Here is a 25281-nt window from a genome sequence, read left to right as displayed (position 1 = left end):
GGCGGACACCGGCAGGCTCCGCTCCCGCACCGCGTGGCCCTGAGGCGGTTCCCCGTCCGTCCAGTGCCAGGAAGCGCGAGGCGACGGGCGGTGCCCGGCCCGGAGCCGGCCGTCGCACCGGCACGTCCGTCCCGCCGCGCACCGTCGCGGGACGGACGCCGTCGTCGTGTCAGTCCCTGCGGTACTGCGCCGGCGAGTTCTTCGTCGCCGGGTCCTCGTAGGAGCCGGCCCGTCCGCGGTCCACGTGGAACGTGGTCAGCGTCGAGACGAGGGAAGCCGGGTCACGGCGGTCGTCGATGACCCGCATGTGGGCGCTGAAGCGCTCGGGGGTCACCTCGTAGACGTCGTAGCCGTAGCGATTGCCCTCGAAGTACTTCAGGTGCGGGTTGCCCGCGCCCATGATCGGGCCGTTCGTGGCGTTCCAACTCGCCGAGTACGCGCCCGAGGTCACCGAGTGCGCGGTGAACTCCGTACCGATCACCGGCGAGGTGACGTCGTCGAAGTCGGGCCGGATGTCGTCGACGAACGCCGAGTGCCAGTCGCCGGTGATGACGACCAGGTCCTCCATGCCCGTGCTGTGAACGTGCCCGAGGACCTCCTTGCGCTCGGCGCGGAAGCCGTCCCACTGGTCGGTGAACATGTACGAGCCGCCGGGACGGCTCCGCAGCTGGCTCAGCATGATCGAGTTGGCCCAGACGTGCCAGGAGTCCGGAGCCTGGTCGATGGTCCGCTTCAGCCAGGACTTCTGGGCGGAGCCGAGGATCGTGCCGTCGGCGAGGTTCTGCGCCGAGCGGTAGGAACGCAGGTCGAGCACGGACAGCTCCAGGAGATCGCCCCAGCGGCGCACCCGGTGGGTCTCGGGGTCCGGCAGCGCCGCCGTGGTGCCCGCGCCTCCGTCCCGGTGCGGCATGTTCTCGTACCACGCCTGGTACGCGGCCGCCCGCCGCTGCATGAAGGGCGCGCCCCCGCCCGTACCGGAGTAGTCGTTGACCACCTCGTGGTCGTCCCAGGTGAGGAACCAGGGGTGCGCGGCGTGCGCCTCGCGCAGGGACGGGTCGCCCTTGTAGAGGGCGTGGCGGCGGCGGTAGTCGGCGATCGTGAAGATGCCGGGGCCCTCGTGGTCGCGGACGTGATCCGCGGGGACTCCCCCGACCTGACCGTGCTCGTAGATGTAGTCGCCGAGGTGGACGACGAAGTCGACGTCCTCTCGTGCGATGCCCCGGTGGGCGGCGTAGAAACCGTCGTGGAACGCCTGGCAGTTGGCGGCGGCGAAGCGGACGGAGGCGATGTCGCCGACGGGCGCGGTCTTCGTGCGCCCGATCCGGCTCCGCTTGCCCAGAGCGGTGAAGGCGTACCAGTAGCGGGTGCCCGGGTGCAGGCCGGAGACGGGGACGTGCACGCTGTGGCCGAGTGTCGCGGAGGCGGGCGCGGTGCCGCGCGCGACGACGCGCCGCAGCTGGGGGTCGGTGGCGACGACCCAGTCGACCTCGACGATCTCGGGCAGCTTCTGCTCGGCCGCCAGCGGTTCGGGGGCGAGCCGGGTCCACAGCAGGACGCTGCTCGGCTGGGGATCGCCGGAGGCGACGCCGAGGGTGAACGGCGCGGAGTCGTATGTGGCGCCGAGTGCCTGGGCAGCTTCGAGGGCCTGTGCGGGCGAGAGCCCGGCGGACAGCGGCCAGGCGAGGTTCAGGGCGCCGGCGGCCCCGGCGGCCTTGAGCAGATCGCGGCGGTTGAGCCTGGTCACTTGCGTCCCCCCGTGGCGTGCAGCGTGAGCGATATGGCGTCGGCGTATCCGTCGTTGGACGTCCCGCCGCCGCTGCGGGTGAGGACGAGCAGCACGCGCGCGGTGCGCGCCCCGGGCGGCACCGTGGCGGTCGCGGTGCGCTCCAGGAGCGCGGTACGGGAGAGCCGTTCGGCGGCCGTCACCGGGCCGAGGACGGACACGGCGACCGGGGTGCCTTCGGCGTTCCGGAACTCCACGGACAGCCGGGCGCCGTCCTCCTGCGTCGCGTATCCGCCCAGCCAGCCCGCGAGCGTGTAGCGGACGTCTCCGGCATCGACGGCCCGGCGACCGGTGGTGCCGCGCTCGGGCAGCGTGATGTCCTGCACGAGTGCGGTACGCGGGCTGTTGCCGCCGGAGAAGAACCGGCTGCCACGGGTGGTGGGGCCGGGGTCGCCGGGTCCGGGGTAGCCGTTGCCCAGGGTGTACGCGATGAGCGCGGGCGCTCCCTCGGGCACCTCCCAGCCGGTCACTTCGGTGACCGGTTCGGCGGAGCCGCCGGGCCCGCTCTCCGCGTCGCCGTTGACTACGAGATTCACTCGAGCCTCCTCGATCAAGCGTTGTTCGAATGGCGGGTGTATCGCAGCAGTCGGGAGTGAACCCCTGACGACGCGTCGGAGAACAGCGGCGACGAGTTGTACAGACAACTCTTGGGTAGCGTCGTCCGCGACCCGCTCGGTCGGGTGAGGCTCCCGGGGCTCGCCGGCTGGGCCTTTCTCGCGGGTCGGGCCGATGCGGCTGCTCGGCGCTCGTGAAATCGGCGCGCGGCGAGCTCAGTCGTCCGCGAGGTGCCGTGGCGTCGGCTGCGTCAGGGTGATGGCGAGCACCGCCTGGTCGTCTTCTTCGGAGGCGGCCGACCAGCAGTCGCTGTCGTTCCTCAGGAACGACACCACCGTCTGCGGGTCCGGCTCACACGAGAGGAAGCGCTCCCCCAGTCGTTCCATGACCGGGTAGAAGGTGCCGTCGGTGTTGCGGGCCTCGCTGATGCCGTCGGTGAACAGCACGAGCACCTCACCGGGCCCCAGGGTGTGTTCCGTCGTCAGGACCCGGCCCTCGGACAGTTCACCGAGTCCCAGCGGTAGCGCCGGAGCGGTGGCCAGATGACGGGCGCCGTGCGGTCCGACGGCGACCGGTGCCGGATGACCGCGGTCGACGATGCGCACGGTGTCGCCGGCGAACTCCATGACCAGCGCCGTCACGAACAGCTCCGGATCACCGGTGTCCGCCCTGGGGCCGTTGCGGACGATGCTGAGCTCCAGCCGCTCCGCCAGCACCGAGAGGTCCCGCCACTCATGGGCGGACACGCGGAAACTCCCCAGGACGGCGGAGACCGTCTGCACCGCGTCCAGGCCCTTGCCCCGGACGTCCCCGATGATCACCCGCACCCCGAACGGCGTCTCGCACAGGTCGTACAGGTCGCCTCCCACGAACGTGCCGCCCACACCGGGCGAGTAGTAGCCGGCGACACTGACATGGGCGAGCCGGGGCGGCACGGGGCGCAGCAGGGTCCGCTGCATCGCCTCTGCCACCGAGTTGGCCCTGATCAGGTGTCTTTCCGTGTCCTGCCGTTGCCTGGCGAGCAGATAGCTGACCGCGCCGATGATGAGCGTGGCCATGTACAGGGCCACGTGGTGCTGCTCGTCGAAGTGGCCCGGGCGTCCGGCCGCCATCAGCATCTGCAGCCCCAGGCACCCGAGCGCGGACCAGGCGGTCGCCCGCGGTCCGCGCGTCGCGGAGACCAAGGGGGGAACGCCGGTGAGCAGGAAGCTCACCGGTTCGCGCCCCTGGACGGCCATCTCCGTGATCAGGACGAGGAGGACGGCGATGATGGGCATCCACCAGATCCAGCCCCTGCGGGTGAGCAGGTAATGCCAGGTGCGCGGAGTAGGCGGAGGGGGCACGCCAGCACTGTAGTGACCGGGCATGGTCCGGAGTCGGAAGCGGGGCCGCGCCCCTCGGCCGGCCGGCTTCCCGCTACCCGTCCGGAGGAAGCACGGCGGCCGCCGGTCGAGGCGGCTCCCGGCGCACTGCGGGAGCCGCCCTTCCGTCGCGTCTCCGCCCTTCGGCGTCGGTCGGCCCGGTCGGGCTCAGCGGGTGACCTCTCGGTCGAAGACGGCGCGGGACCACAGGTATCCGACCAGGGCGAGCCCCGCGCACCAGGCCAGGGCGATCCAGCCGTCGTTGCCGATCGGGGTGCCGAGGAGCAGGCCGCGCAGGGTCTCGTTGATCGGGGTGAAGGGCTGGTACTCGGCGAACCAGCGCAGGGCGGTCGGCATCGACTCCGGTGTGACGACCGCGCTGCCGAGGAAGGGGAGGAAGGTCAGCGGCAGCGGGGCGTTGCTCGCGGACTCGACGGTCTTGGCGCCCATGCCCATCGCGGCGGACAGCCAGGCCATGCCGAAGGCGAGGAAGAGGAGCAGACCCGCGGCGGACGCCCACTCGACGGCCGTGGCGTCGGGGCGGAAGCCGATCGCGAGCGAGACGGCGGTGATCAGGACCAGGACCGCCGCGACCTGGACGACGCTGCCGAGGACGTGCCCCGTGAGGATGGAGCCGCGGGAGATCGACATCGTACGGAAGCGGTTGACGATGCCCTCGGTCATGTCGGTGCAGACGGACACGGCCGTCGCGACGGCCCCCGAGGTCGCGGACATCAGGATGATGCCGGGCACCAGGTAGTCGATGTAGTCGCCGCGGTCGGCTCCCGCGCCGATGCCGGTGCCGAGGGCGCCGCCGAAGACGTACACGAACAGCAGCAGCATCAGCAGGGGCATGACGAGGATGGAGATCGTCATCGACGGGTAGCGCCGCATGTGCGTGAGGTTGCGGCGCAGCATCGTCAGGGAGTCGCGCAGGGCGTACGAGCGGGCGGGCTCGGCCGGGGTCAGGGCGGTGGTGCTCATCGGTTCGACTCCTTGTGGGCGGTGGCGGACGCGGCAGGACCGCCCGCAGCGGGGACGGTGGAGGCCGTGGGGACGGTGGGCCGGCCGGTGAGGGTGAGGAAGACGTCGTAGAGGTCCGGTGTGTGCACGGTGAGCGACTCGGCCTGAACTCCGGTGCCGTCGAGGGCGTCGAGCACGGCGCGAAGGTTGGTGATCGAACCGTCGCTGGGGATCTGCAGGGTGAGCGCCTCGTCGTCGCGGGTGGCGACGCCGAAGATGTCGGCCGCGTGGGCGAGGTGGGCCACGTCGGCGAACCGGACTCGGACGTGACCCCCGGGGATCAGCCGCTTCAGTTCCTGCGCGGTGCCTTCGGCGACGAGCTTGCCGTGGTCGAGGACCGCGATGCGGTCGGCGAGACGGTCGGCCTCCTCCAGGTACTGCGTGGTCAGGAAGATGGTCACCCCCTGCTCCGTGACCAGGTCGCGGATGAGTTCCCACATGACGCGACGGCTGCGCGGGTCGAGTCCGGTGGTCGGCTCGTCGAGGAAGATGACGCGCGGGCGGCCGACCAGCGTCATCGCCAGGTCGAGCTTGCGGCGCATGCCTCCGGAGAAGGTGGCGACGTTCTTGCGTGCCGCGTCGGTGAGTTCGAACCGTTGCAGGAGCTCGGCGGCGCGGCGGCGGCCTTCGCCGCGGTTCAGGTGGTGCAGGTCCGCCATGAGGAGCAGGTTCTCCTCGGCGGTGAGCAGCCCGTCGACGGCGGCGAACTGGCCCGTGACGCCGATCAGGCGGCGTACCGATGCGGCGTCGGCGGTGACGTCGTGGCCACCGACGCTCGCCCGGCCGGCGTCGGCCGTGATCAGCGTGGAGAGGATCTCGACCGTGGTGGTCTTGCCCGCTCCGTTGGGGCCGAGGAGGGCGAAGATCGTGCCTTCGGGGATCTGGAGGTCGATGCCGTCGAGCACCACCTTGTCGCCGTACGACTTGCGTAGGCCGGTGACGGAGATCGCCGTGGAGCGCGTGCTGGTGGGCGTCGTGGTCGCGGTGTTCACGGTGGGCGGGCCTTTCTGTCGGGGGAATGCGAGGGCTTGGCGGATCAGGCGGGCGCGGTGAGGGGGTGGGTGCGGTGATGGCGTGTCGTCGCGGGGTGCGGTACGGCTCGCTGCGCGGAGGCGCACCCCACCCCGGACCGAGCCGGTGCGGGGAGCGCCTCCTTCCGTCGGGCTTGTCGCCGCCGGCTGTGACGCGTCAGCCGACCGGGATGCGGTCGCGGTCTGCGGGCGGCTCGACGGCCTGCGCCGGGCCGAGCTTCTCGCCCTCGACGTCGACCCGGGGCAGGATCCGGTCCAGCCACTTCGGCAGCCACCAGGCGGACTTGCCGAGCAGGGCGAAGAGCGCGGGCACGATCGCCATGCGGACGATGAAGGCGTCGAAGAGGACGGCGATGGCGAGGGCGAAGCCGATCATCTTGACGAAGTCGTTGTCCTCCACGATGAAGCCGGAGAACACGCTGATCATGATGACCGCGGCCGCGCTGACCACCCGGCCGCCGTAGCGGAAGCCGTCGACGACCGCTTCGGCCGGGCGCGCCCCATGGGCGTACGACTCACGCATCCGGCTGACGAGGAAGACCTCGTAGTCCATGGCCAGGCCGAAGACCACGCCGATCATGAAGATCGGCATCGTGCTCATGATCGGCCCGGGGGCGTCGATGCCGAAGACGTCGGCCAGCCAGCCCCACTGGAAGACCGCCACGACGGCGCCGAGGGCCGCGGCCACCGAGAGCAGGAACCCGAGGGCTGCCTTGAGCGGGACGAGGACGGAACGGAAGACCACCATCAGGAGCAGGAAGGCGAGGCCCACGACCAGGCCCAGGTAGGGCAGCAGGGCATCGTCGAGCGTCTGGGAGAAGTCGATGAACATGGCCGTCTGGCCGGTGACGAGAATCCTGGAAGCGGTGCCCCGCTCCAGGTCTCCCGCGGTGGCGCGGAGTTCGCGTACGAGCTCCTCGGTCCGCTTCTCGGTCGGGCCGGTCTCGGGGATCACCGTGAGGATCGCGGTGTCGCCCGGCTTGTTGGCGGCGGCCGGATAGACGGAGGCCACTCCGCTCACGTTGCCGAGCGCCTTGCCGACCTCGTCGCCGGCGGCCTTGGCGTTCTCGGCGCCGTCGGTCTGCACGGTGACCATCAGCGGTCCGTTGAACCCGGGCCCGAAGGACTCCGACAGCAGGTCGTACGCCTTGCGCTGGGTCGTCTCCGTCGACATCTGCCCCTCACCCGGCAGTCCGAGCTCCAAGCCCGCCGCCGGTACGGCGACGGTGCCGAGGCCGACCACGCCGGCGAGCAGCACGGCGACGGGGTGACGCAGGACGAAACTGGCCCAGCGGGAGCCCAGGTTGGGCTTGGTCTTCCTGGCAAGCCTCTCCGCGTGCTTGGCGGCCCTGCGCCGCTTGCGCTCCGACAGCGGCTTGACGGCGTACGCCAGGCGCCCCTTGCGGGCCATCACCTTGACCGGCGCGAACCCGAGGAGTGCGGGGACGAGCGTGATCGCGACGAGGACGGCGACCGCGACGGTACCGGCCGCCGCGAGACCCATCTTCGTGAGCATCGGGATGTCGACGACGGCGAGGCCGGCGAGGGCGACGATGACCGTGAGGCCGGCGAAGACGACGGCCGAACCCGCGGTGCCGACGGCACGCCCCGCGGCCTCTTCGGGGGTACGCCCCTCGGCCCGCTCGGCGCGGAAGCGGGACACGATGAACAGCGCGTAGTCGATGCCGACCGCGAGGCCGATCATCATCGCGAGCGTCGACGTGGTGCCGGACAGGCCCAGGGTGGAGCCGAGCGCGGTGATGCCCGAGATGCCGATGCCGACACCGACCAGGGCCGTGATCAGCGGCATTCCGGCCGCGATCATCGAGCCGAACGTCAGGACGAGAACGATCGCGGAGACGAGGATGCCGATCTGTTCGCCGGTACCGCCCATCGCCTGCTCGATCTTGACGGCGTCACCGCCCGCCTCGACGGTCAGCCCCGCCCTGCGGGCCCGCTCGGTGGCCGCGTCGAGCGCGTCGTGCGCCTTGTCCCCGACCTCCGTCGCGGGGACCTTGTACGTCACCACCATGTAGGCGGTCGTCCCGTCCTCGCTGATGCTGACGTCGGGGGTCTTGTACGGGTCGGCGACCCCGACCACCTGTGGGGAGGACGCCCCCAGCTCGGCGACCAGGCGCTCGACCGTGGTCCGCTGCGCCGGCGTGGTGATCTTCGCGCCTTCGGGGGCCCGGACGACGACCCGGGCACTGGCGCCGTCGACGCTCGCCTCAGGGAACTTCTCACCGAGCAGGTCGAAGGCTTCCTGCGACTCGGTGCCCGGCATCGAGAACGTGTCGGCGGGCGGCGGCGGCGCGGAGGATGCCGCGAAGCCCATGCCGCCGAATACCAGCAGCCAGAGCAGCAGCGTCACCCCCCGTCGGCGAAAGGCGAGGCGGCCCAGTCTGGAAAGGAACGTAGCCACGGTGGGACTCCCAGGGAATCGGTGGTCGGTCAGGCGGTCAGTGCGGTTGGTGCTGGTGGCGCGGGTGGTGTGGGTGGCGCGGGTGGTGTGGGTGGCGCGTCGAAGTGGTCGAGCGGTCACAGCGGTTGACACGTGGTGCGGTCGAACGGCCGTACAGGTCCTGCCGGGGACGGCCGTTCAACCCCACCGCCACAGAGGAGTGGCGCCATGACGGGGCAATGTGGCGCCATCCTTGAATCGCGCGGCAGGGGGTGCCGATCGCGGGGCAGGAGGTGCCGGTCGCAGGGCAGGGGGTGCCGGTCGCGCGAAGCGTTCGTGGTCAGCGGCGCGGCGGCGGCCGTCGGCGCGAGCTCGCCTGGCGGATCCGAACGGGAGTCAGCGCGCCCGTCGCCCGGCTGCCGCCCGATTCAGGACGCGATGGTGAGGAGTTCGCGGTGGGGCCGGGACCGGTGCAGGTCGTGGGTGACCGGGGCGGGACGGCTGCGCGCGGTCGCGAAGACGTACAGACGCAGCGTCAGGAAGCGGCCGATGCCCGCGAGGGCCGAGGCGGAGAGGTAGACGATCTGCTCGACCGCCAGGGAGGGTGCGCTCTCGCACGCGTACAGGACGAGCATCGCAAGGGTCGTCACGCCGTAGGCGGCCGCGGCCGTCCCGGCGGATTTCAGGTGGTGGCGGAGGCCGCAGCGCAGTAGTCCACGCCCGCCGCGGCGCCGCCCGGAGGCGAAGGTGAACCTGGCGTGCAGCTCGGTCGCGAGGACCGTCGAGACCACCGCGATGAGCGCGTTGGCGAGGGCGAACGGAAGGAAGGTGGCGAGCAGGACGACGGCCGCACTGGAGGCGAGGCCGACTCCGCCGCCGAGGATCACGAAACGGATGAACGAGGCGAAGGCGCCGTGGGGTTCGGGGGTGTCGGTCCGTAATCCGCGTTCCATCTCGTTCCCCGCCCCCTCGATGCGATACCTGCGCGCCATGTCGGCGCCTGCCCCGACTCCGTCTGTGCGCACGCCTGCGGGCGTGCTGGTGCGAGCGCCCTATGCGCGGCGGATCACGATGTCGCCGACGCTCGTGCGTCCCCGGACCTCGACCGTCTCCGTCGACTGCCCGGGACCTTCGGCCGTGTCCAGCTCGTTGCGTACGCGGCCGGCCGTGGAGCGCACGTCGAGCCAGGCCGCGGTCCCCTCGGCGATGCCGACCTCCAGGCCACCGGCCGAGGAGTCCAGCGTGATCCGGCCGCGAACGACCTCTCCGAGACGGATGGAGCCGCTGGCGGTCTTGGCGGTGACCGACGACTCCGCGCGCACGACGCTGATGGGGCCGTTCGAGGAGTTGACCCGCAACTCCCCGCCGATCTCGCCGATCACGGTCTCACCGTTGAGGTTCTTGACGGTGGCCGTCCCGTCGATCCGGCCGACCCGCACGCGGCCCGACCCCTGGATCTCGGTCTCACCCGTCGTACGGTCCACGAGGACGTCGCCGTGCGAGGTCTTCAGCCGCACATCCACGGCCTCGTCGAGCCGGATGTCCCCGGCCGCGGTCGTGAGCCGGCAGTTCCCGAACCGGCCCTCGCCGATGAACTCGCCGAGGCCCGTGGTTCCGATCAGCTCCGAGCCCGCGGGAAGTCCGACGGTCACGTCGACCGCGCCGATCTTGCCGAAGAGCGAGCGCTTCTTGGGGCCCTTGACCAGCAGCTTCCCGCCCGCGCACGTCACCTTGGTCTCCTCGGCGGCCTGGACGTCCAGCTTGTTGCCGGGGTCGGCCGGCGTCACGTCGACGACGGTGTCGGTGCGCTCGCCCGCGACGATCCGGGCCCGCCCGATCTCGATCTCGACGGTGGCGGAGAGGGGTTCGGGGGTCTCGAAAGTAGGCATGGCTGTGCCGTCCCTTTGACTGAGTGGCTGACTGACTGAGTGGCTGAGTGACTGTGGACTGAGTGACTGTGGGAGTGGCTGTGGGCTGAGTGACCGTGGGGCTGTGGGGCTGTGGACGGAGCGCCTCAGCGATCGCGCTCAAGCAAGCACGTGGCCGGGCGGGCCGAGGGCGGCGTCGAGGCACGCCCTCGGCGCGAGGCGGCGCCCGTCCTCGGTTAGCGGACCCAGCCGGTGAAACCCTGCCCGACCGCCGGGCCGCGACCGGTCGAGCTCTTCCGGCCGTGGCCTGCCGCGCCGGGCTCGAGGGCGGCGGTCACGGCCCGTACCAGCCAGGCGTTGACCGAGAGGCCCTCGCGGTTCGCGGCTTCCTCGACCCGGACCTTGAGCTGGGCCGGCGGCCGGAAGTTGATGCGCGACGTGGCGCCATCCTCGGCATCCGGTGGCACCACCGGGGGCGGCGGGGCCTGCACCGGAGTGACGGCCTCCTCGAAGGCGTCGACCGAGGGCGGCGGCGTCACCACGAACTCGGGATTCAGGCCGCGCAGCCGCAGATCGACCGAGCCCGGCGCCAGGTCACGGGTGACCTCGTCCATCGCGTCGGACAGGGCGTTCAGCAGGGTCAGGCGAGCTGCCGACTCCAGCTGACCGGTCAGCCGGTCGGCCAGAGCGCGAGCTTCGTCCCCGCCCGCCTCGGCGGCCACGCCGAGCTCATGGCGGAGGTTGTCGACGTACGGAGTGAGGTCCATGACGCAATAGTGGCACCATCGTGGCGCCATGGCAAGTACATTGGCGCCATCCTGAGCCAGAGTGCCGTCGAAGTGGCGCCACAGAGGGTTCTCTCGACGGGCCGGAGCCCTTACGAGCCGACCGAACGGGTCCGGGCCCGTGCGCCCAGCGCCCGCAGGAGTCCGCTCAGGGTCAGCAGCCAGGCGACAACGGCTACCCACAGGAGCACGCTTCCCAGCGTGTCGAGCCAGGCGACACCCGTCGCCGCCGCGGTGGACAGGGAGCCGACCGCGGTCATCCCGAGCGGAAAGACCGTGGCCCACCGCCTGACGTCGTACCGCGGGCGGGGACGGAGCAGTTCGGAACAGAGCAGGACGACGTACCAGACGAGGTCCAGAGCGAGCAGGACGAGCGTGACCGTGCGCAGCGCCGTGGAGGCGGATCCCGACCACACCCCGCTCGCCAGGAGCTTGGAACCCGCGAGCGCCGAAATGGCCAGCGCCCCGCCGGCCACCCACTGGTCGCCCGCGCCACGGGCGAGCTGCCCGAAGTCGAACCGGGACAGAGCGTCCGCGTAGAGCACCAGCCCGAGACAGAAGAAGACGAGCGCCGCCCAGGCCAGCCAGTCACCACCGGCGGGTGCCAGTGTCGCCGCCAGAACGGCGATCGCCTGCGTGGCGACACAGATCAGGAAGACGGATCCCGGCATGTGGCGCCGCAGGTGCCTCAGCACAGCCGTCAGGAGGACTGCCCACAACACCGAGGCCAGCGCCAACAGCACACCCGCGAAGGTGTTCCAGCCGAGGAGGGCGACACGGACGCCCAGGATGGTGGTGGCGGCCACGGCGGTCAGCCCGGGTGGGGTGTCGGCGTCCGCCAGCCAACGGTGCCGGTCGCGCAGCAGATGGGCGCCGAAGTCCCACGCGAGCAGCAGCCACACCAGAGCCGCCAGGCACAGCAGCACGCCCGACAGCGCCTCGTGGCCGACGAGGTGGAGCCCCACGGACAGGATGCCCGTCGCCATCACCACGGCGCCCGCCGCGGGTGGCAGGTCCTGCCAGGTGCCGACGGGCGGCGGCGCGGTCCGTGTGCGGGCGGGCGGCTCGTTCATGAGCCCCATCGCAGCGCGACTCCGCCCGCTGCGCCACCCGGACGCCGGACGCCGGCTCCTTCCGGGCGCAACCTGCCACACTCCCGCGCGGCGCCGCCGCCGAACGCGCTCCGCTCGGCTCTGCTCGGACTCTCCGGGCACCCTGGCGCCGGCCCCGTCGGCGTCCCCTACGCCGCCGGGGCCATAGCCCCGGCGCCTATGCTGATCGTCCGTTCGGGCAGTGAGGAAGAGCATGATCGACGTCGACGGGTATCTGGCGGTGCTGGGTACGACCCGGCCCGCGGCTCCGACCGCCGAGGCCCTGCGGGCACTGCACCGGGCGCAGGTGGAACGGGTCGCCTACGAGAATCTCGACATCCATCTGGGGCGGCCGACGGGCATCGGCGCCGCGGAATCCGTGGACCGGATCGTGCGTGGGCGCGGCGGATACTGCTTCCACATCAACGGAGCCTTCGGCGCGCTGCTGACGGCGCTCGGCTACGACGTCACCCTGCACCGGGCCGGCGTGCAGGGCACCCCCGCGGACCCCGCGGGTGCGCACGGCGACCATCTCGCGCTCACCGTGCGCCTCGACGGCGAGCGATGGCTGGTCGACCCCGGGCTCGCGGGCGGGATCCACGAACCTCTGCCGCTCCGCGAAGGCAGCTACACCCAGGGACCGTTCACCTACGCCATGGCCCCGTCGGTGCCTGCGCCCGGTGGCTGGCGGTTCACCCACGACCCCCGAGGCGCGTTCACGGCGATGGACTTCGCTCCGGAACCCGTACGGCTGTCCTCCTTCGCCGCGGAACACACCCGGCTGTCCACCTCCCCCGATTCCGGCTTCGTCCGGGTCCTCACCGCGCAGCTCCGCGACGCCAAGGGCGTCGACGTCCTGCGCGGCTGTGTCCTGCGCCGGATCCACGCGGGTGGCACGGACGAGCGGGTCATCGACTCGGCCGACGACTGGTACGACGCACTGGGCGACGTGTTCCGGCTGGACCTGACCGATGTCGACGGACCGGCACGAGCGGAGCTGTGGCACCGCGTCCGCACCTCCCACGAGGAATGGGAGGCGGCGCAGCGCTGAGAGCGAGTCCCCGAGAGGGCCGGGAACCGCTGACCCGACCAACTCCCCCGCGCGTACGGCGGACGCGCCGGTCTCGGCCCTCTCCGCGACGGATCCTCCTCCGCGACGGTCCCTGGCGATCTCCGACCGTGGTCGCACGCCGTTCCCGTCTCCGCCCGTCCGTCTCAGACCACGGAGGCCCGCTTGGGGTCGACGGGGTCGATCGCGAGCTCGTCGAAACGGACTTCAAGTGCCTCGAGCCCCCTCTCCCGACGGAAGTCCTTCTCCGCTGCGGTGATCGGCAGCAGCCACAGGATCCGGGCATGGGCTCCGCCTTCCCACGGGCAGACCTCGAAGTCGGGGCCGAAGGGATACGGCAGGCTCACCAGGAAGTGGTCGCAGTCGGAGTCGTCGAGCCATGGTCGGCCGATGGGGACGGTGTGCCCGACGTCGAGCCGCTGGGTCGCCGGTCCGCAGTGGTAGTACGCGTTGACCGTGACGCTTTCCAGGTTGATCCATTCGTCGCGTGGTGCCGCGAGGAAGAACTCCGTGCCATGGCCGTCGTGCTGAGTCGCCTCCCAACAGCCCGACGTCACATAGAGCCACCAGTCTCCCGGGTACGCAGGATGGATACGGAACACCCGGAATCCGGGCACGCGATCCTCGATGGGCCCTTCCACACCTCTGACCTCGTCGATGACGCGACCAGGGAGGGTCCTACGGAGGTGGGCGAGAAGAGCGGTGCGCGCTGCGGTGTCCTGCATTCGACACATGATGCCCGAGGCCGTGGCAACCCCTCAGATGGGGGCGCCGGCCTCATCACAAGATCTGCGTCCGGCCCCTCACCTTTCGGTGATGTCACGACAACCGTCCGCTCCCCAGCCGCTCAGCGGGTCCGGCTCGATGTCGAGAACGGCGTGGCGGCTACGTCTCCGGGTCGGATGCGGCCACCGTGGCTGTACGCGACAGAGGAGAGCAGACATGGCGATCCAGCGGATGGACAACGTCCTCATCGTCGTCGAGGACATCGACGCCGTCATCTCGTTCTTCGTCGAACTCGGCATGGAGCTGGAGGGCAGGGCGCCCGTCGAGGGACGTTGGGTGGAGCGGGTCATCGGGGTCGACGACGTCCGGCAGGACGTCGCGATGCTGCGCACTCCTGACGGTCAGGGTCGGATCGAGCTGGCGATGTTCCACACGCCGAAGGCGATCCGTTCCGAGCCGCGGGACGCGCCGGCGAACACGCTGGGGATCCGCCGCGTCATGTTCGCCGTCGACGACCTCGACGACGTCGTCGCCCGCCTGCGGGCCCACGGCGCCGAACTCGTCGGGGAGCCGGCCCAGTACGAGAACGTCTATCGGCTGTGCTACGTCCGCGGCCCCGAAGGCATCGTCGTCGGCCTGGCCGAGCAACTCGGCTGACGCCCGCCGAGGGGACTGCGGCGGCCGAAGGGACGGGGGACACCGAGGGGCTACGGAGGCCGAGGGGGCTACGGGGGCGGAAGGGGCTACGGGGGCCGTGCGGGACCGCCGTGGCCCGTGGCGCGGTGGCCCTGACCGCCCTGCTCCCTGGCGTGCGATGGCCCACGCCCCGCCGTGGCGCGAGGGGCGCGCGGTTCGTGTGGGGTGATCGGGGCGGCATCCGGCTGTTCTGAGCCAAAAGAAGGCCCGCCGGCGGGGCGATTGTTGGCCGGGCTCCCCCCTGCCCTTCCGTGCTCGGGCTTCTACCATTCGATCACCCCGCCCGCACCGGCAGGGAGCACGGTTCAGCTCGACATGACATGTACATGATAGTTCAACCGTTGTCGGCCGGACTACCCCTCCGCGCCGTCGGCACCTCGATCCATCGCAAGAGCTCCATGACCGCCGGCCGCCGTGTGGCGCGCCGCGACCTGCCCCGCGACCGGGACGCGCCGCGCCCCGCGATCGCCCGGCACCGAAGCACTGGATGGGAGAAACCATGAGAGTCCCCTTGCTCGTGGGCGGAGCGATCGCCGCTCTGTTCGCCTCCGCCCTGCCCACTCAGGCAACGCCGTCGTCGATCGTCGACCCGCCCCCGGACAAGATCGTCATCGACATCGCCACGGTCAACGGCTCCGGCTGCCCCCTGGGCACCGCTGCCATCGCCGTGTCCGAGGACAACACCGCCTTCACCGTGACCTACAGCGAGTACCTGGCGCAGGTGGGTGGCAACTCCTCCCCCACGGCGGCTCGGAGGAACTGTCAGCTCAACCTTCTGGTGCACGTGCCCCAGGGCTTCACCTACGCGATCGCCAGCGCCGACTACCGCGGCTACGCGTCGCTCCAGCCGGGGGCGAGCAGCACCGAGAAGGCTTCGTACTACTTCCAGGGCTCGCCGAGCACCGCGTCCCGCACCCACACCTTCCGGGGACCGTACGAGGACAACTGGCAGGCCACCGACGACACCGACTGGGCACAGCTCGTGTGGGCGCCGTGCGGTGTGCAGCGGAACTTCAACATCAACACCGAACTCCGCGTGAACCTCGGCACGTCGAACCCGGCCAAGACCAGCTACATGACTATGGACTCCACCGACGGTGACATCAGCACCGTCTACCACCTCGCGTGGAAGGAGTGCCCGGAGAACTGACCCCGCGCCGCCTCGGTCGGGCCCCCCTCCCGGCCGAGGCTCCCTTCGCTATCCGAGCCGGGCGACGGACGCGTCCTGCTCTACGGTCCACGGCCAGGCGGACTCGCGGCCGGCCTCGATGGGACCGACCATCCGGAACGCGGCGTCCGTGAGGCCGCCGAAGGTGTGGCGGTGAGGGCCCGTGGGAGCGTGGGCGGGCTGATAGCCCGCCAGGTTCCACGTGTAGACCGGGATCTCCGCCGGGACCGGTTCGGGTGGCCCGCCGGGGCGGTGATCGGCGTTCTGCTCGTCGGTGACGATCAGGACGCGGTCGTGATCCCGGTAGTGCGTCCGGACGGCCTTGGTGGTGTGGGTGCCTCCGAGACGGTGGAACCGCTTCAGCACGTCGAGGACCGGCTCCCCCGCCTCGAACGGCACCTCCGCACTGGACCAGCCGAACTCCACCAGGTCCGCCTGCTGGGCCCGCAGGGCCAACGCGCTGCCGAACACCGCCGCCGCGTCCGCCCGGGTCAGCCGGGACCGCTCGGAGACGGTGTCCCAGAACATGGAGTCGGACCGGTCCACCAGGATCAGGGTCCGGCCCGGCAGGGACGGTACGCCGGCCAGGGAGAGGCCCAGCGCCCGTTCCAGCGCGGCCGCCCAGCGCTGCGAGGTCGTGTGTCGGTACGCGGCCAGGTACCGGAAGGGGAACTGCCGGGCGCGGGCGACCTCGGCGGCGTCCGACAGCCGTGCGGCGACGCGGGCCGCGACCTCCTCGGAGACCCCCGCCTCGTCGAAGTTCCGCAGGTTCCGCAGCAGGGCCATCGGCCCCATCGCGGGGATCACGGCCTCCCAGACGGGAGCGTCCATCGGACCCTGGAGCCAGCCCGCCAGGGCCTCCCACGTCATCCCCGCCGCGGCCAGCCGCTCGGTGCCGTCGGGTCCGGTCGCCACTGCCCGCCGCTCGTCCACCGGCAGCTCCATCAGTGCCCGATGCGCGGTCAGCAGGGCGTCGGAGGGCGGTGGCACGGCCCGCTCCGGGTGGTGACGGCGCTCCAGGGCGTACCGGAAGAGCGGGCCCTGCCAGGGCTTGTCCGGGTCGGGTGAGGCATGGACCAGGTTGAGGACGTCACCGAAGCGGAAGCCCCTGGACCCGGTGTCGTACTTCAGCAGAGACCGGGACGAGTACAGCCGTCGTACGGCATCGGCGATCCCTCGCTTCACGGGCTGCGGTACGTTCCGCCCGTACGCCGAGGTCCAGTGGGCGAGCAGTTCGCCCGGCTCGTCGGCGCGCTGCAGCACCGAGTCGATCACGGACCGGTTGGACGGGCCGTCGGACGATCCGGCCTCCAGCCGGGCCCGCACATACGCGGCCGCGCCCACCAGGGACGCCGTCCGCATGTTCCCCTCGCCACGCAGCCAGCGCAACAGACCGGCCGTCCATTCGGGTTCCTCGACGGCGAGTTCGCCCACGAGACGGGCGTACCTGTCGTCGCGGTCCGTGCCGCTCTCGTAGAAGGTCCGCTGAGACACGAAGTTGGCGACCGCCAACAGGAAGAGTTCCTCACGGGGTTCCCGGGTGAAGGCCGGGCCGCCGGCGTGGGTACGCAAGCCCTGTTCGGGAGGCTCGCGGCCGACCAACGGTGACAGTGGGGTGCGGGCCGCCGCCGAGACGTGCGGAGCCACGAGCATCTCCGACCAGACCTTGGAGACACGTCGGGTGTGACGAGGCAGTGAATCCCCCCGGATCCAAAGGAGTGAGGGGCCCCGGGAAGCAGTCGCGTCGGGGCCGGGGCGGCCACGCCCCCCGAGATCAAAGGTGGCGGCGGCGTCACTTGGTGTCGTAGGAAGTAGCCGCAGCCGGGCGCATCGGGGGCGCGGTCGCGGTGGCAGCCTACGCGAGCCTCGGGACCGCACACCACCGATTAATTCTCCGGCGGCGGGTGTCAGAGCCGGACGATGACGAGGGCCGTGTCGTCGCTGGCACCCACGGCCGGGAGCAGGTCGAACAGCAGGGCGTCGGCGAGCGCCTCGGGTTCGTCTCCTCGGTGGTGGCCGAGTGAGTCGGCGAGCCGGGCGAGGCCGACGTCGATGTCCTCGCGGCGGCGTTCGATCAGGCCGTCGGTGTAGAGGACGAGCGTGTCGCCCTCGGTGAACGTGCCGGCCGCCTGCGGGCGGGCGACGTGGTCGGGGCGGGCGCCGAGCGGGGGGTCGGTGGCCTGGTCGAGGAACTCGACGGTGCCGTCGGTGCGGAGCAGCGCGGGTGGGGGGTGGCCCGCGCTGCTGTACGTGATGGTGTGGGTGTCCCAGTCGATGTAGGTCTCGACGGCTGTGGCGTTCTCGGCGCCGTCGACGGAGCGCGCGTACAGCCCGAGGACCTCCAGGGCCTGGGCGGGACCGTCGGCGACGTGCGAGGTGGCACTGAGGGCACTGCGGAGCAGGCCCATGACGCATGCGGCTTGGAGGCCGTGGCCGACCACGTCGCCGACGGCGACGGCGATGCGGTCTCCGGGCAGGTCGACGAGGTCGTACCAGTCGCCGCACACGTTGAGCGTTCCCATGGCGGGCCGGTAGCGCACGGCGACCCGGTGGTGGCCGACGGGGCCGAGGGCGGGCAGCATCGCGTCCTGCAGGGCGAGGGCGACCTCCCGCTCTCGGGCGTGGGCCTCGCGGAGCCGTTCGTTGAGCTCCTGGAGCTCCCGGGCCCGGGTGTACAGCTCCGCCTCCAGCACCCGGGTGCGGCTGCCCCGCGCGCCGCGCGCCTTGATGAGCTCGGTGACCTCCTCGACCCGGTGCAGCAGCAGCGCCACCCGGCCGTCCGGGCCGAGCACCGGTGCGTTCACGGGGCTCCAGTAGCGCTCTTCCCACTCGCCCGGCCGTTCGAGTGACTCCACGTCGTAGCGCTGCAGCGCCATCGTGTCCCGCTCGCCGGTGTCCAGTACGCGCTGGAGCGACGCACGCAGGTTCCGCGCGCCGGTGGCGGCGGGGTCGTCGGGGTTGTCCGGGAAGACGTCGAACAGGTAGCGGCCGACCAGCTGCTCGCGCGTACGCCCGGACATGCGCACGAACTCCTCGTTCACGTCCACGTACACCAGCTCGGGAGTCAGCAGCGCGACCATCGCGGGCAGCGCCTGGAACACCGCCGCGTGGTCGATTCCCGCCTCCGCCATGGTGGGCCTGCCTCTGCCTCCGGTCCCGTCCGACAATTCCCACGATAAGAGCCAAGGTGCGCCATCGCGCCTTCGCCGGATCGGGGTGGGGAGGCCCCGGCCGCCCCGCCCCCGTACGACCGGCCCCCTGCCGGAGCTGCGCCGTGGCCCCCCGCACGACCACCGCGACCGGCACGATCAGGGCGAACGTCATCGGGTGACGCGCCGTCCCCGTGTCCCGTCGGCTCGACGAATCCGCTGCGGCCGTCCGCGGCGACCTAGTAGGTTCCTTCTCGGAACTCGGTGTCGAAGGGAGACCCGCTGTGCCCCTGCCTGCCCAGACCGCGCCGGACGACCCCTTCTACGGCCTCGTCCCGGGGAAGGTCGGTCCACCGTCGACCGCTGCGACGGAGAGCGAAGCTGCCCTGCTCCCACCGCACCAGAGCGCCGACGGCATCGCGCGCCGGTAGCCGCAGGAGTCGTCCGTGGCCCGCATCGTCGAGTTGTCCACCTATCCCATCAAGGGCTGCGCGGGCACGTCGGTCCCCGACACCGTGGTGACGCCCGCCGGCCTCGCCCACGACCGCAGCTTCATGGTCGTCAGTGACCTGGGCGTGTTCCGCACGCAGCGCAGAGATCCCCGCCTGGCCCTGATCAGGCCCGCCATCGACCCGGAGGGCACGCGGCTCGCGCTGCGCGCCCCCGGCGTCGAGCCGGTCACGGTCGACATCGACACGTCGGGTGCCCGGCGCGCGGTGGACCTGTTCGGTGCCCCCTACCGAGGCATCGACCAGGGCGATGGTGCGGCGGCGTGGCTGTCGGACGTGCTCCGCGCCCCCAGCCGCCTGGTGCGCGTACCGCCGGAACATCACCGTGTCACGGACGGCAGGACGCCCGGCACCTCCGGATACGCGGACAGTTGCCCCCTCCATGTGGTCTCGCGAGCCACCCTGGACCTCCTCGACCGGAGACTGGCCGCGCGCGGTGCCCCGCCCGTCCCCGCGAACCGCTTCCGCGCCAACGTCGTCGTCGACGGCTGGGACGAGGCCCACACCGAGGACCGCACCCACCGTGTCTCGATCGGTGAGGCCGAACTGGGCTACGCCAAACAGGCGATCCGCTGCGCCGTCATCCTGGTCGACCAGGAGACGGGCACACGCGCGGGCCCGGAACCCCTGCGCACGCTGGCCACCTACCGGCGAGCCTCCGAAGGCGGCATCGCGTTCGGTGCGAAGTTCGCCGTTCTCCGCCCCGGGAAGGTGTGCGTCGGCGACGCGGTGACCGTCACGGAGTGGGGCGCATCCGAGCTCTAGGCAGCAGGCGGACCGTGCCGCCGTCGCATCGCGGGGGCGCCGTCCGCGACGGCAGGCGCCGCGCGCGCTGTCCAACGATCCTCCCGCCTCGGGTCGCGGGGCCGACCCGCGCTGCCCACGGTCCTCCGGTCTCAGCTCGCCGGGCCGACCCGCGCTGCCAACGCTCCTCCCGCCTCAGGTCGCGGGGCCGATCCCCTCCGGGAGGGCGGCCACCACGACGGCGACGGCTTCTTCCGGCGTCTCGGTGCGCGTGATCAGCCCGCCGTCGTTCCGCACGCCGTACAGCCCGTCGTCGTACGGGCAGACGACGTACCCGACCCGCGTCCTCCCCCGCTCCTCGACGCTGGTGGAGAACCACAGGTTGAAGTGACTGTTGACCGGCATCAGCCGGCGGAGCACCGGCTGGGCGTACGCCGCCGCAAGCAGTGCGTGCGGGCGCGGGTGCCGGTCGTACGGTGGCATGTGGACGCGGTCGAGCTTGACCCGCCAGGTCAACTCGACGACGCCGAACGGCTCCCGCTCGTGGACGAGGGCCCAGGGCCTGAACTGGACGAACGGGGCGCGCGCCCTGGTCTCCTCAAGGCCCGCGCCGCCCGTCCACGCAGCCGTCGCCCTGACGACTTCGGCCAGGTCCGCGGTCCACCCGCAGGCCAGGCGTGTGCCGTTGTCCTGGAGGATCACCTGGAAGGCCCGCTGCCCCTCGCCGGGCGGACACACCAGCACGCGCCGACCGCTCCTCGCGTCGACGTACTCCGCGAGGCGACGCCACTTCCCGTCCGACTCGGGCAGGACGAGCCCGAGCCTCTCGGCCGTACGCCCCAGCGCAGCCCGGAGGGCCCCGTCATCGCCCCGGCCACCCTCGCCCGGCCCCGCCCCGAAGTCCATCGCACCAGTGTGGCAGCGTCGTGTCAGTGGTGCGCCGTACGTTGTGCCCATGGGCATGTACCTGGTCAGCGTCAGCGCTGAGGACTGGTTCGGTGGGGATGAGGGCGGATGGGGGGAGCTCGCCTCGGCGCTCAACGTGGAGCTGGAGAGGCGGGGGCTGCCACCGTACGAGTCCGTGCCGAAAGAGGCCGCGTTCGCTCGGGGGTCGGGGCGGAACTTCGAGGAGAAGCTGATCCCCTCCATGGACGGGTTCGTGGCGCTGTGCGAGGCGCACCTGTCACCCGAGGAGGTGGAGACGGTCTGCGGCTGGACGGTGATGGTGCCGCCGCCGCTCGACGAGGAGGTGCGGCTGTCCGTCGGCTCCCGCTACGCCGAGCCGTCGACCATGGTGGCCGCCGCTCCCCGGGTGCTGGCGATCGCGGAGCGGCTGGCGGCCGTCGTCGCGTTGCCGCCGGAGACACCGGAGATGTGCGACAACCTCGATCTGACGACGTGGTTCATGAGCGGAGCGGCGAAGGATCTGGCCGCCGCCCGGCCCGGAGCATGGGGCGAGGATCTGGACGCGGCCTTCTACGTCGCCCTCTATCTGCGTGCCGCCCAGCACGCGATCCGGCGTGGATGCCCGATCGTCTACTCATGAGCCCGATGGCCGCGCGGTCACCGGACGCGCTTCGTCGGGGAGCCCCTTCCCGACGCCACCACAGGCCGGTCGAGGGAAGGAACGGCGATGATTCTGCAGCTGCTGCCGGGAGTGGGCGTTGCCACGGTCAGGCTGGGCATGTCGGCCCATGAGGCGGTCCGGGCCGCGCGCCACGTGGGGTTCGCCCCGTCGGGCCCTGAGTGCGACGAGGCGCCCGGGCAGGTGCTGTGCGAGCACGGTGAGTCCGGGGCGGGGTTCACGCTCGGCTTCACCAAGGGCTTGCTGACCGACATCCATGTGCGCCGGTTCCGCGTCGAGGACGCGGACGTGGAGGTCGTCCTGGACGGTCTCGACGTCTTCCGCACCCCCAGCGACGAGCTGCTGGAGCTTCTTGCCGAGCGGGGCCACACGGTCGAGCCCAACGACGACGGTGTGGACACCCTGCCCGACCTCTTGGTGGTCCTGTCGAACGAGAGCAGTGACGACCACCCGGTGGACGAGGAAGGGGATCCGATCCACTTCGACTACGTCCTCGTGACCTCCGTGGACTTCCGCCCGCCTCCCGCGGCTTGACCGGACCCGCGAGGGGGGCGACGTCATCCGGCCACGGCGTCCCGGTCGTCCGGTTCCCCCGGGACCAGGCCGGTCCGGGCCCGGCGGGACCGGGCGACGGCGGGCCAAGCCCTCGCCGACGGCCGGACGTTGCCGGGCCGCGCCGCGCCCTCGGGCGTCGCCCGGTCGCTCGTGCCCGCGGTGCCACGGGTCCGGGCGACCAGGACGAACGTGACGCTGATCAGCAGCGCCCAGGCGCCGAACTTGTCCAGCGGGACCGGCTGCCAGCCGTCGAGCTGGTGGGGGTAGCTCCAGGCACCGACGTAGGTCGCCGCGTTCTCCGCGACCCAGAGGAAGAAGCCGATGAGCGCGAAGGCCAGGGCCAGGGGCAGCCGGTAGCGGGAGCGGCCCACCGTGAAGTGCACCCACGTGCCCGCCATCGCGGCGAGCAGCAGCACGGCGAGCAGGATCCTGATGTCCGGCAGCCAGTGGTGCGTGAAGAAGTTCACGTACACGGCGGCCGCGAGCACCGCCATGGTCCTCGGCCGGTACCCGCTCAGCGACAGATCCATGATCTTCCAGGCTCGGCAGCAGTAGCTGCCGACGGCGCTGTAGAGGAACCCTCCGTAGAGCGGAACGCCGGCGATCTTGAACACGGCCTCCTCCGGATAGCTCCATGAGCCCATCCGTACCTTGACCAGCTCGAAGAGCAGCCCCACGAGATGGCAGCCCATGATCACGGCCGTGTCCCGGGGACCGTCCCAGCCGACCTTGCGCGCCACGACGGTCAGCGCCACGCCGAAGATCAGCAGAAGGTCGTACCTGGCGACCGGCAGATCGGCGGGCAGCAGCCGCGAGGCGCCGATGCCACCGACGAGAACCACGGCGAAGGAGACGGCGCGCACCTGCGCGAGCCCGAAGCGCCAGAACTGCGCGCAGCCATGGATGATCTGCTGAAAGGTCATGCCCGAGCAGACATCCGCTCCCAAGCTCTTGGTTCCCTGACATCGGGAAACGCACCGCCGGGGCCGGGCCGAGGGGCCTCCCGGGCTTGCCCTCGGACCGGCCGCGCGGCAGGGCCCGCCCCTCCCGCTCGGAACGGCGCGCCCCGGTCAGCCCTCGGCCGCGGCCAGGAACTGGGTCGCCGCGAGCTCGGCGTACAGCGGGTCGGCGGTGACGAGTTCGCGGTGCGTCCCGACAGCGCGCACCCGGCCCGCGTCCATGACGACGATGCGATCGGCCATGGTCACCGTGGACAGCCGGTGGGCGACCACCATCACGGTCGTCGTGCGGGAGACGTCGGCCACGGTGTCCCGCAGCGCGGCCTCGTTGACGGCGTCGAGCTGGCTCGTGGCCTCGTCGAGGAGGAGCAGGCGGGGGCGGCGGAGCAGCGCGCGGGCGATCGCGACGCGCTGGCGTTCGCCGCCGGAGAGCTTGGTGCCGCGGTGGCCCACGAGCGTGTCCAGGCCCTTGGGGAGCCGGTCGACCAGGCCGTCGAGCCGGGTGGTCCCCAGCACCCGCAGCAGGTCCTCCTCGTCGGCGTCGGGGTTGCCGAGCAGCAGGTTGTCGCGGAGGGTTCCGGAGAGGACCGGGGCGTCCTGCTCGACGTAGCCGATCGCGGAACGGAGCCGGGGTATCTCCCACGCCTCCAGGTCGCGCCCGTCGAACACGATCCGTCCGGCGCTCGGATCGTAGAACCGCTCGATGAGGGAGAAGACGGTCGTCTTGCCCGCCCCGGACGGCCCGACGAAGGCCGTCATGCCGCGAGGGGGTACGGAGAAGGTCACGCCGTGGTGGATGTAGGGCAGATCGTCCGCGTAGCGGAACCGCACGTCCTCGAAGGCCAGCGCGGCGGGCTCGGCTCCGGGGGCGGGCAGCGGCGCCGGCGGGGCCGCCGGTTCGGCCGGCAGGCGCAGCGCCTCGCCGATGCGGGCGAGGGCGGCGGACCCGGCCTGGTACTGGGTGACGGCGGCGACGACCTCCTGGATCGGCGACATCAGGTAGAAGACGTACAGCAGGAACGCGACCAGGGTGCCGACGTCGATCGCGTCGGTGGCGACGCGGGCGCCGCCGACCGCGAGCACGGTGATGAACGCGATCTGCATGGACAGGCCGGCCGTGTTCCCGGCCAGCGCCGACCACTTGGCGGCCCGGACGCTCTGCCGCCAGGACTCCTCGGCCGCCGCGTGCACGGCCTGCTCCTCGCGGTGCTCGGCGCCGGACGCCTTGACGGTGCGCAGTGCGCCGAGGACGCGTTCCAGCGACGCGCCCACGGCCCCGACGGCGTCCTGCGCCTGGCGGCTGGCCTTGTTGATCCGCGGCACGATCAAGCCGATCACGACTCCCGCGCCCAGCACGACGCCGAGGGTGACCGCCAGCAGGACCGGGTCGACGACGCCCATCATCACCAGCGTCGCGACGAGGGTCAGACCGCCGGTGCCGAGACCCACCAGCGAGTCGGTGGTGACCTCGCGCAGGAGCGTGGTGTCGGAGGTGACGCGGGCCATCAGGTCGCCGGGTTCGCTCCGGTCCACGGCGGCGACGCGCAGTCTGAGCAGGTACGAGGTCAGGGTGCGCCGCGCACCGAGGACGACCGACTCGGCGGTGCGCCGCAGTACGTATCCCCCGAGCGCGCCGATGCCCGCGTTGGCAACGACGAGAACCGACATGAGGAGCAGTGCTCCGGCGATCGGACGGTCGTCGGAGAGCGCGTCGATGAGGTACTTGGCGACCAGCGGGAGTGCGAGCCCGGTGGCTCCGGTGACCAGCGACAGGGCGGCGCCGCCGAGCAGCGTCCAGCGGTGGGGTCGGACGTATCCGAGGAGCATGCGCCATGCGGGCACGGCGGGGTCGGTGGGCTCACCGTCGACGAGGCTGTCCTGCGGGGCCGGTGTGGTGGGTGGGGCGGACTCTGCGGTGGTGGCCACGCCTGCTCCTCGTCGTCGTGCTGTGTCTGGGTGGGCCGGGTCCGCCTGCGCGGGGAGGAGGCATCAATCTACGTCCGGGCCGGGGCCGACCGGGACGAGGGGTGAAGCGTGATGCCTCCCGGAAGCCAGACGCGACAGCGGGCACGACGGTTGAGAGCGGCGGTAGGGCCGGCCTTGCCGCGCACCGCCTGCGTACCTGACCGTCCCGTACCGGCCGGGTGGCCGGTACGGGACTGTCCCCGTACCGGCCGGGCGCCCCGGCCGGTACGGGGACAGTCCCGGCCCCTGCGGCGTCCG

The 25281-nt window shown here is 71.8% G+C and carries 23 protein-coding genes; 7 read left to right on the top strand and 16 right to left on the bottom strand.

The genetic code is table 11. The features are described 5' to 3' along the window. Window positions 1-169: 169 nt before the first annotated feature. The 10 genes from AB0D99_RS22240 to AB0D99_RS22195 all read right to left on the bottom strand — a co-directional run bounded on the left by AB0D99_RS22240 (window position 170) and on the right by AB0D99_RS22195 (window position 11880). Complete coding sequence (locus AB0D99_RS22240) at window positions 170-1744, bottom strand: alkaline phosphatase D family protein (protein WP_362364718.1); 1575 nt, start codon at window positions 1742-1744, stop codon at window positions 170-172. Next, window positions 1741-2319, bottom strand: coding sequence for a phosphoesterase (locus AB0D99_RS22235; protein ID WP_362364715.1), 579 nt, complete (start codon window positions 2317-2319; stop codon window positions 1741-1743). The genes AB0D99_RS22240 and AB0D99_RS22235 overlap by 4 nt, the downstream gene beginning before the upstream one ends. Before the next feature lie 234 nt (window positions 2320-2553). After that, a complete protein-coding gene (locus AB0D99_RS22230) occupies window positions 2554-3681 on the bottom strand; it encodes a PP2C family protein-serine/threonine phosphatase (protein ID WP_362364712.1) in 1128 nt (375 codons plus the stop codon). A gap of 186 nt (window positions 3682-3867) precedes the next feature. Next, window positions 3868-4683: an ABC transporter permease gene (locus tag AB0D99_RS22225; protein WP_362364709.1), complete on the bottom strand. Its 816-nt coding sequence runs from the start codon at window positions 4681-4683 to the stop codon at window positions 3868-3870. Further along, complete coding sequence (locus AB0D99_RS22220) at window positions 4680-5714, bottom strand: ATP-binding cassette domain-containing protein (protein ID WP_362364706.1); 1035 nt, start codon at window positions 5712-5714, stop codon at window positions 4680-4682. The genes AB0D99_RS22225 and AB0D99_RS22220 overlap by 4 nt, the downstream gene beginning before the upstream one ends. 196 nt (window positions 5715-5910) lie before the next feature. Then, window positions 5911-8175: an MMPL family transporter gene (locus AB0D99_RS22215; protein ID WP_362364703.1), complete on the bottom strand. Its 2265-nt coding sequence runs from the start codon at window positions 8173-8175 to the stop codon at window positions 5911-5913. Between the two features lie 407 nt (window positions 8176-8582). Next, window positions 8583-9107, bottom strand: a complete 525-nt coding sequence (locus tag AB0D99_RS22210) for a hypothetical protein (RefSeq protein ID WP_362364957.1) — start codon at window positions 9105-9107, stop codon at window positions 8583-8585. A gap of 99 nt (window positions 9108-9206) precedes the next feature. Further along, on the bottom strand, window positions 9207-10043 hold the full coding sequence (locus tag AB0D99_RS22205; RefSeq protein WP_362364700.1) for a DUF4097 family beta strand repeat-containing protein: 837 nt from the start codon (window positions 10041-10043) through the stop codon (window positions 9207-9209). A 215-nt stretch (window positions 10044-10258) separates the two neighbouring features. Further along, a complete protein-coding gene (locus tag AB0D99_RS22200) occupies window positions 10259-10789 on the bottom strand; it encodes a hypothetical protein (protein WP_362364697.1) in 531 nt (176 codons plus the stop codon). 110 nt (window positions 10790-10899) lie between these two features. Further along, window positions 10900-11880, bottom strand: a complete 981-nt coding sequence (locus AB0D99_RS22195) for a tellurite resistance/C4-dicarboxylate transporter family protein (RefSeq protein WP_362364694.1) — start codon at window positions 11878-11880, stop codon at window positions 10900-10902. Window positions 11881-12112: 232 nt separating this feature from the next. Here AB0D99_RS22195 and AB0D99_RS22190 point away from each other — a divergent pair, with 232 nt between their 5' ends. After that, window positions 12113-12949 carry an arylamine N-acetyltransferase gene (locus AB0D99_RS22190; protein ID WP_362364691.1) on the top strand — a complete coding sequence of 279 codons (837 nt, stop codon included), beginning with the start codon at window positions 12113-12115 and terminating at the stop codon, window positions 12947-12949. Between the two features lie 164 nt (window positions 12950-13113). Here the strand turns inward: AB0D99_RS22190 and AB0D99_RS22185 are convergent, their stop codons facing one another. Beyond that, window positions 13114-13692 (bottom strand): suppressor of fused domain protein, encoded by a 579-nt coding sequence (locus AB0D99_RS22185; RefSeq protein WP_362364688.1) that lies wholly within the window; start codon window positions 13690-13692, stop codon window positions 13114-13116. Window positions 13693-13909: 217 nt separating this feature from the next. Here AB0D99_RS22185 and AB0D99_RS22180 point away from each other — a divergent pair, with 217 nt between their 5' ends. Both AB0D99_RS22180 and AB0D99_RS22175 read left to right on the top strand, forming a co-directional pair. Continuing rightward, complete coding sequence (locus AB0D99_RS22180) at window positions 13910-14350, top strand: VOC family protein (RefSeq protein WP_362364685.1); 441 nt, start codon at window positions 13910-13912, stop codon at window positions 14348-14350. Between the two features lie 538 nt (window positions 14351-14888). Beyond that, window positions 14889-15539, top strand: coding sequence for a DUF4360 domain-containing protein (locus tag AB0D99_RS22175; RefSeq protein WP_362364682.1), 651 nt, complete (start codon window positions 14889-14891; stop codon window positions 15537-15539). 48 nt (window positions 15540-15587) lie between these two features. On the opposite strand, the gene AB0D99_RS22170 is transcribed toward AB0D99_RS22175, so the two are convergent. Together AB0D99_RS22170 and AB0D99_RS22165 are read right to left on the bottom strand one after the other, a co-directional pair. Further along, window positions 15588-17210, bottom strand: a complete 1623-nt coding sequence (locus AB0D99_RS22170; protein ID WP_362364679.1) for a TROVE domain-containing protein — start codon at window positions 17208-17210, stop codon at window positions 15588-15590. A 254-nt stretch (window positions 17211-17464) separates the two neighbouring features. Beyond that, a complete protein-coding gene (locus tag AB0D99_RS22165; protein WP_362364676.1) occupies window positions 17465-18688 on the bottom strand; it encodes a SpoIIE family protein phosphatase in 1224 nt (407 codons plus the stop codon). Window positions 18689-18990: 302 nt separating this feature from the next. Between AB0D99_RS22165 and AB0D99_RS22160 the strand changes: the two genes are divergently transcribed. Both AB0D99_RS22160 and AB0D99_RS22155 read left to right on the top strand, forming a co-directional pair. After that, window positions 18991-19137 (top strand): hypothetical protein, encoded by a 147-nt coding sequence (locus tag AB0D99_RS22160; protein WP_362364673.1) that lies wholly within the window; start codon window positions 18991-18993, stop codon window positions 19135-19137. A gap of 15 nt (window positions 19138-19152) precedes the next feature. Continuing rightward, window positions 19153-19980: an MOSC N-terminal beta barrel domain-containing protein gene (locus AB0D99_RS22155; RefSeq protein ID WP_362364670.1), complete on the top strand. Its 828-nt coding sequence runs from the start codon at window positions 19153-19155 to the stop codon at window positions 19978-19980. A gap of 174 nt (window positions 19981-20154) precedes the next feature. Here the strand turns inward: AB0D99_RS22155 and AB0D99_RS22150 are convergent, their stop codons facing one another. Then, window positions 20155-20865, bottom strand: a complete 711-nt coding sequence (locus AB0D99_RS22150) for a DUF6193 family natural product biosynthesis protein (protein WP_362364667.1) — start codon at window positions 20863-20865, stop codon at window positions 20155-20157. A 49-nt stretch (window positions 20866-20914) separates the two neighbouring features. On the opposite strand from AB0D99_RS22150, the gene AB0D99_RS22145 reads away from it, so the two are divergent. Together AB0D99_RS22145 and AB0D99_RS22140 are read left to right on the top strand one after the other, a co-directional pair. Further along, window positions 20915-21505, top strand: a complete 591-nt coding sequence (locus AB0D99_RS22145) for a hypothetical protein (protein ID WP_362364665.1) — start codon at window positions 20915-20917, stop codon at window positions 21503-21505. A gap of 87 nt (window positions 21506-21592) precedes the next feature. Then, window positions 21593-22078, top strand: coding sequence for a hypothetical protein (locus tag AB0D99_RS22140; RefSeq protein ID WP_362364662.1), 486 nt, complete (start codon window positions 21593-21595; stop codon window positions 22076-22078). 23 nt (window positions 22079-22101) lie between these two features. On the opposite strand, the gene AB0D99_RS22135 is transcribed toward AB0D99_RS22140, so the two are convergent. Together AB0D99_RS22135 and AB0D99_RS22130 are read right to left on the bottom strand one after the other, a co-directional pair. Next, window positions 22102-23022, bottom strand: coding sequence for a DUF817 domain-containing protein (locus tag AB0D99_RS22135; protein ID WP_362364659.1), 921 nt, complete (start codon window positions 23020-23022; stop codon window positions 22102-22104). A 147-nt stretch (window positions 23023-23169) separates the two neighbouring features. Beyond that, window positions 23170-24885: an ABC transporter ATP-binding protein gene (locus AB0D99_RS22130; RefSeq protein ID WP_362364954.1), complete on the bottom strand. Its 1716-nt coding sequence runs from the start codon at window positions 24883-24885 to the stop codon at window positions 23170-23172. Between the last annotated feature and the right edge of the window lie 396 nt (window positions 24886-25281).

The sequence above is a fragment of the Streptomyces sp. NPDC047971 genome (genome assembly GCF_040653355.1).
Classification (GTDB): Bacteria; Actinomycetota; Actinomycetes; order Streptomycetales; family Streptomycetaceae; genus Streptomyces.
Note: the sequence above shows the minus strand (reverse complement) of the source record. Positions and strands in the feature narration are given on the sequence as shown.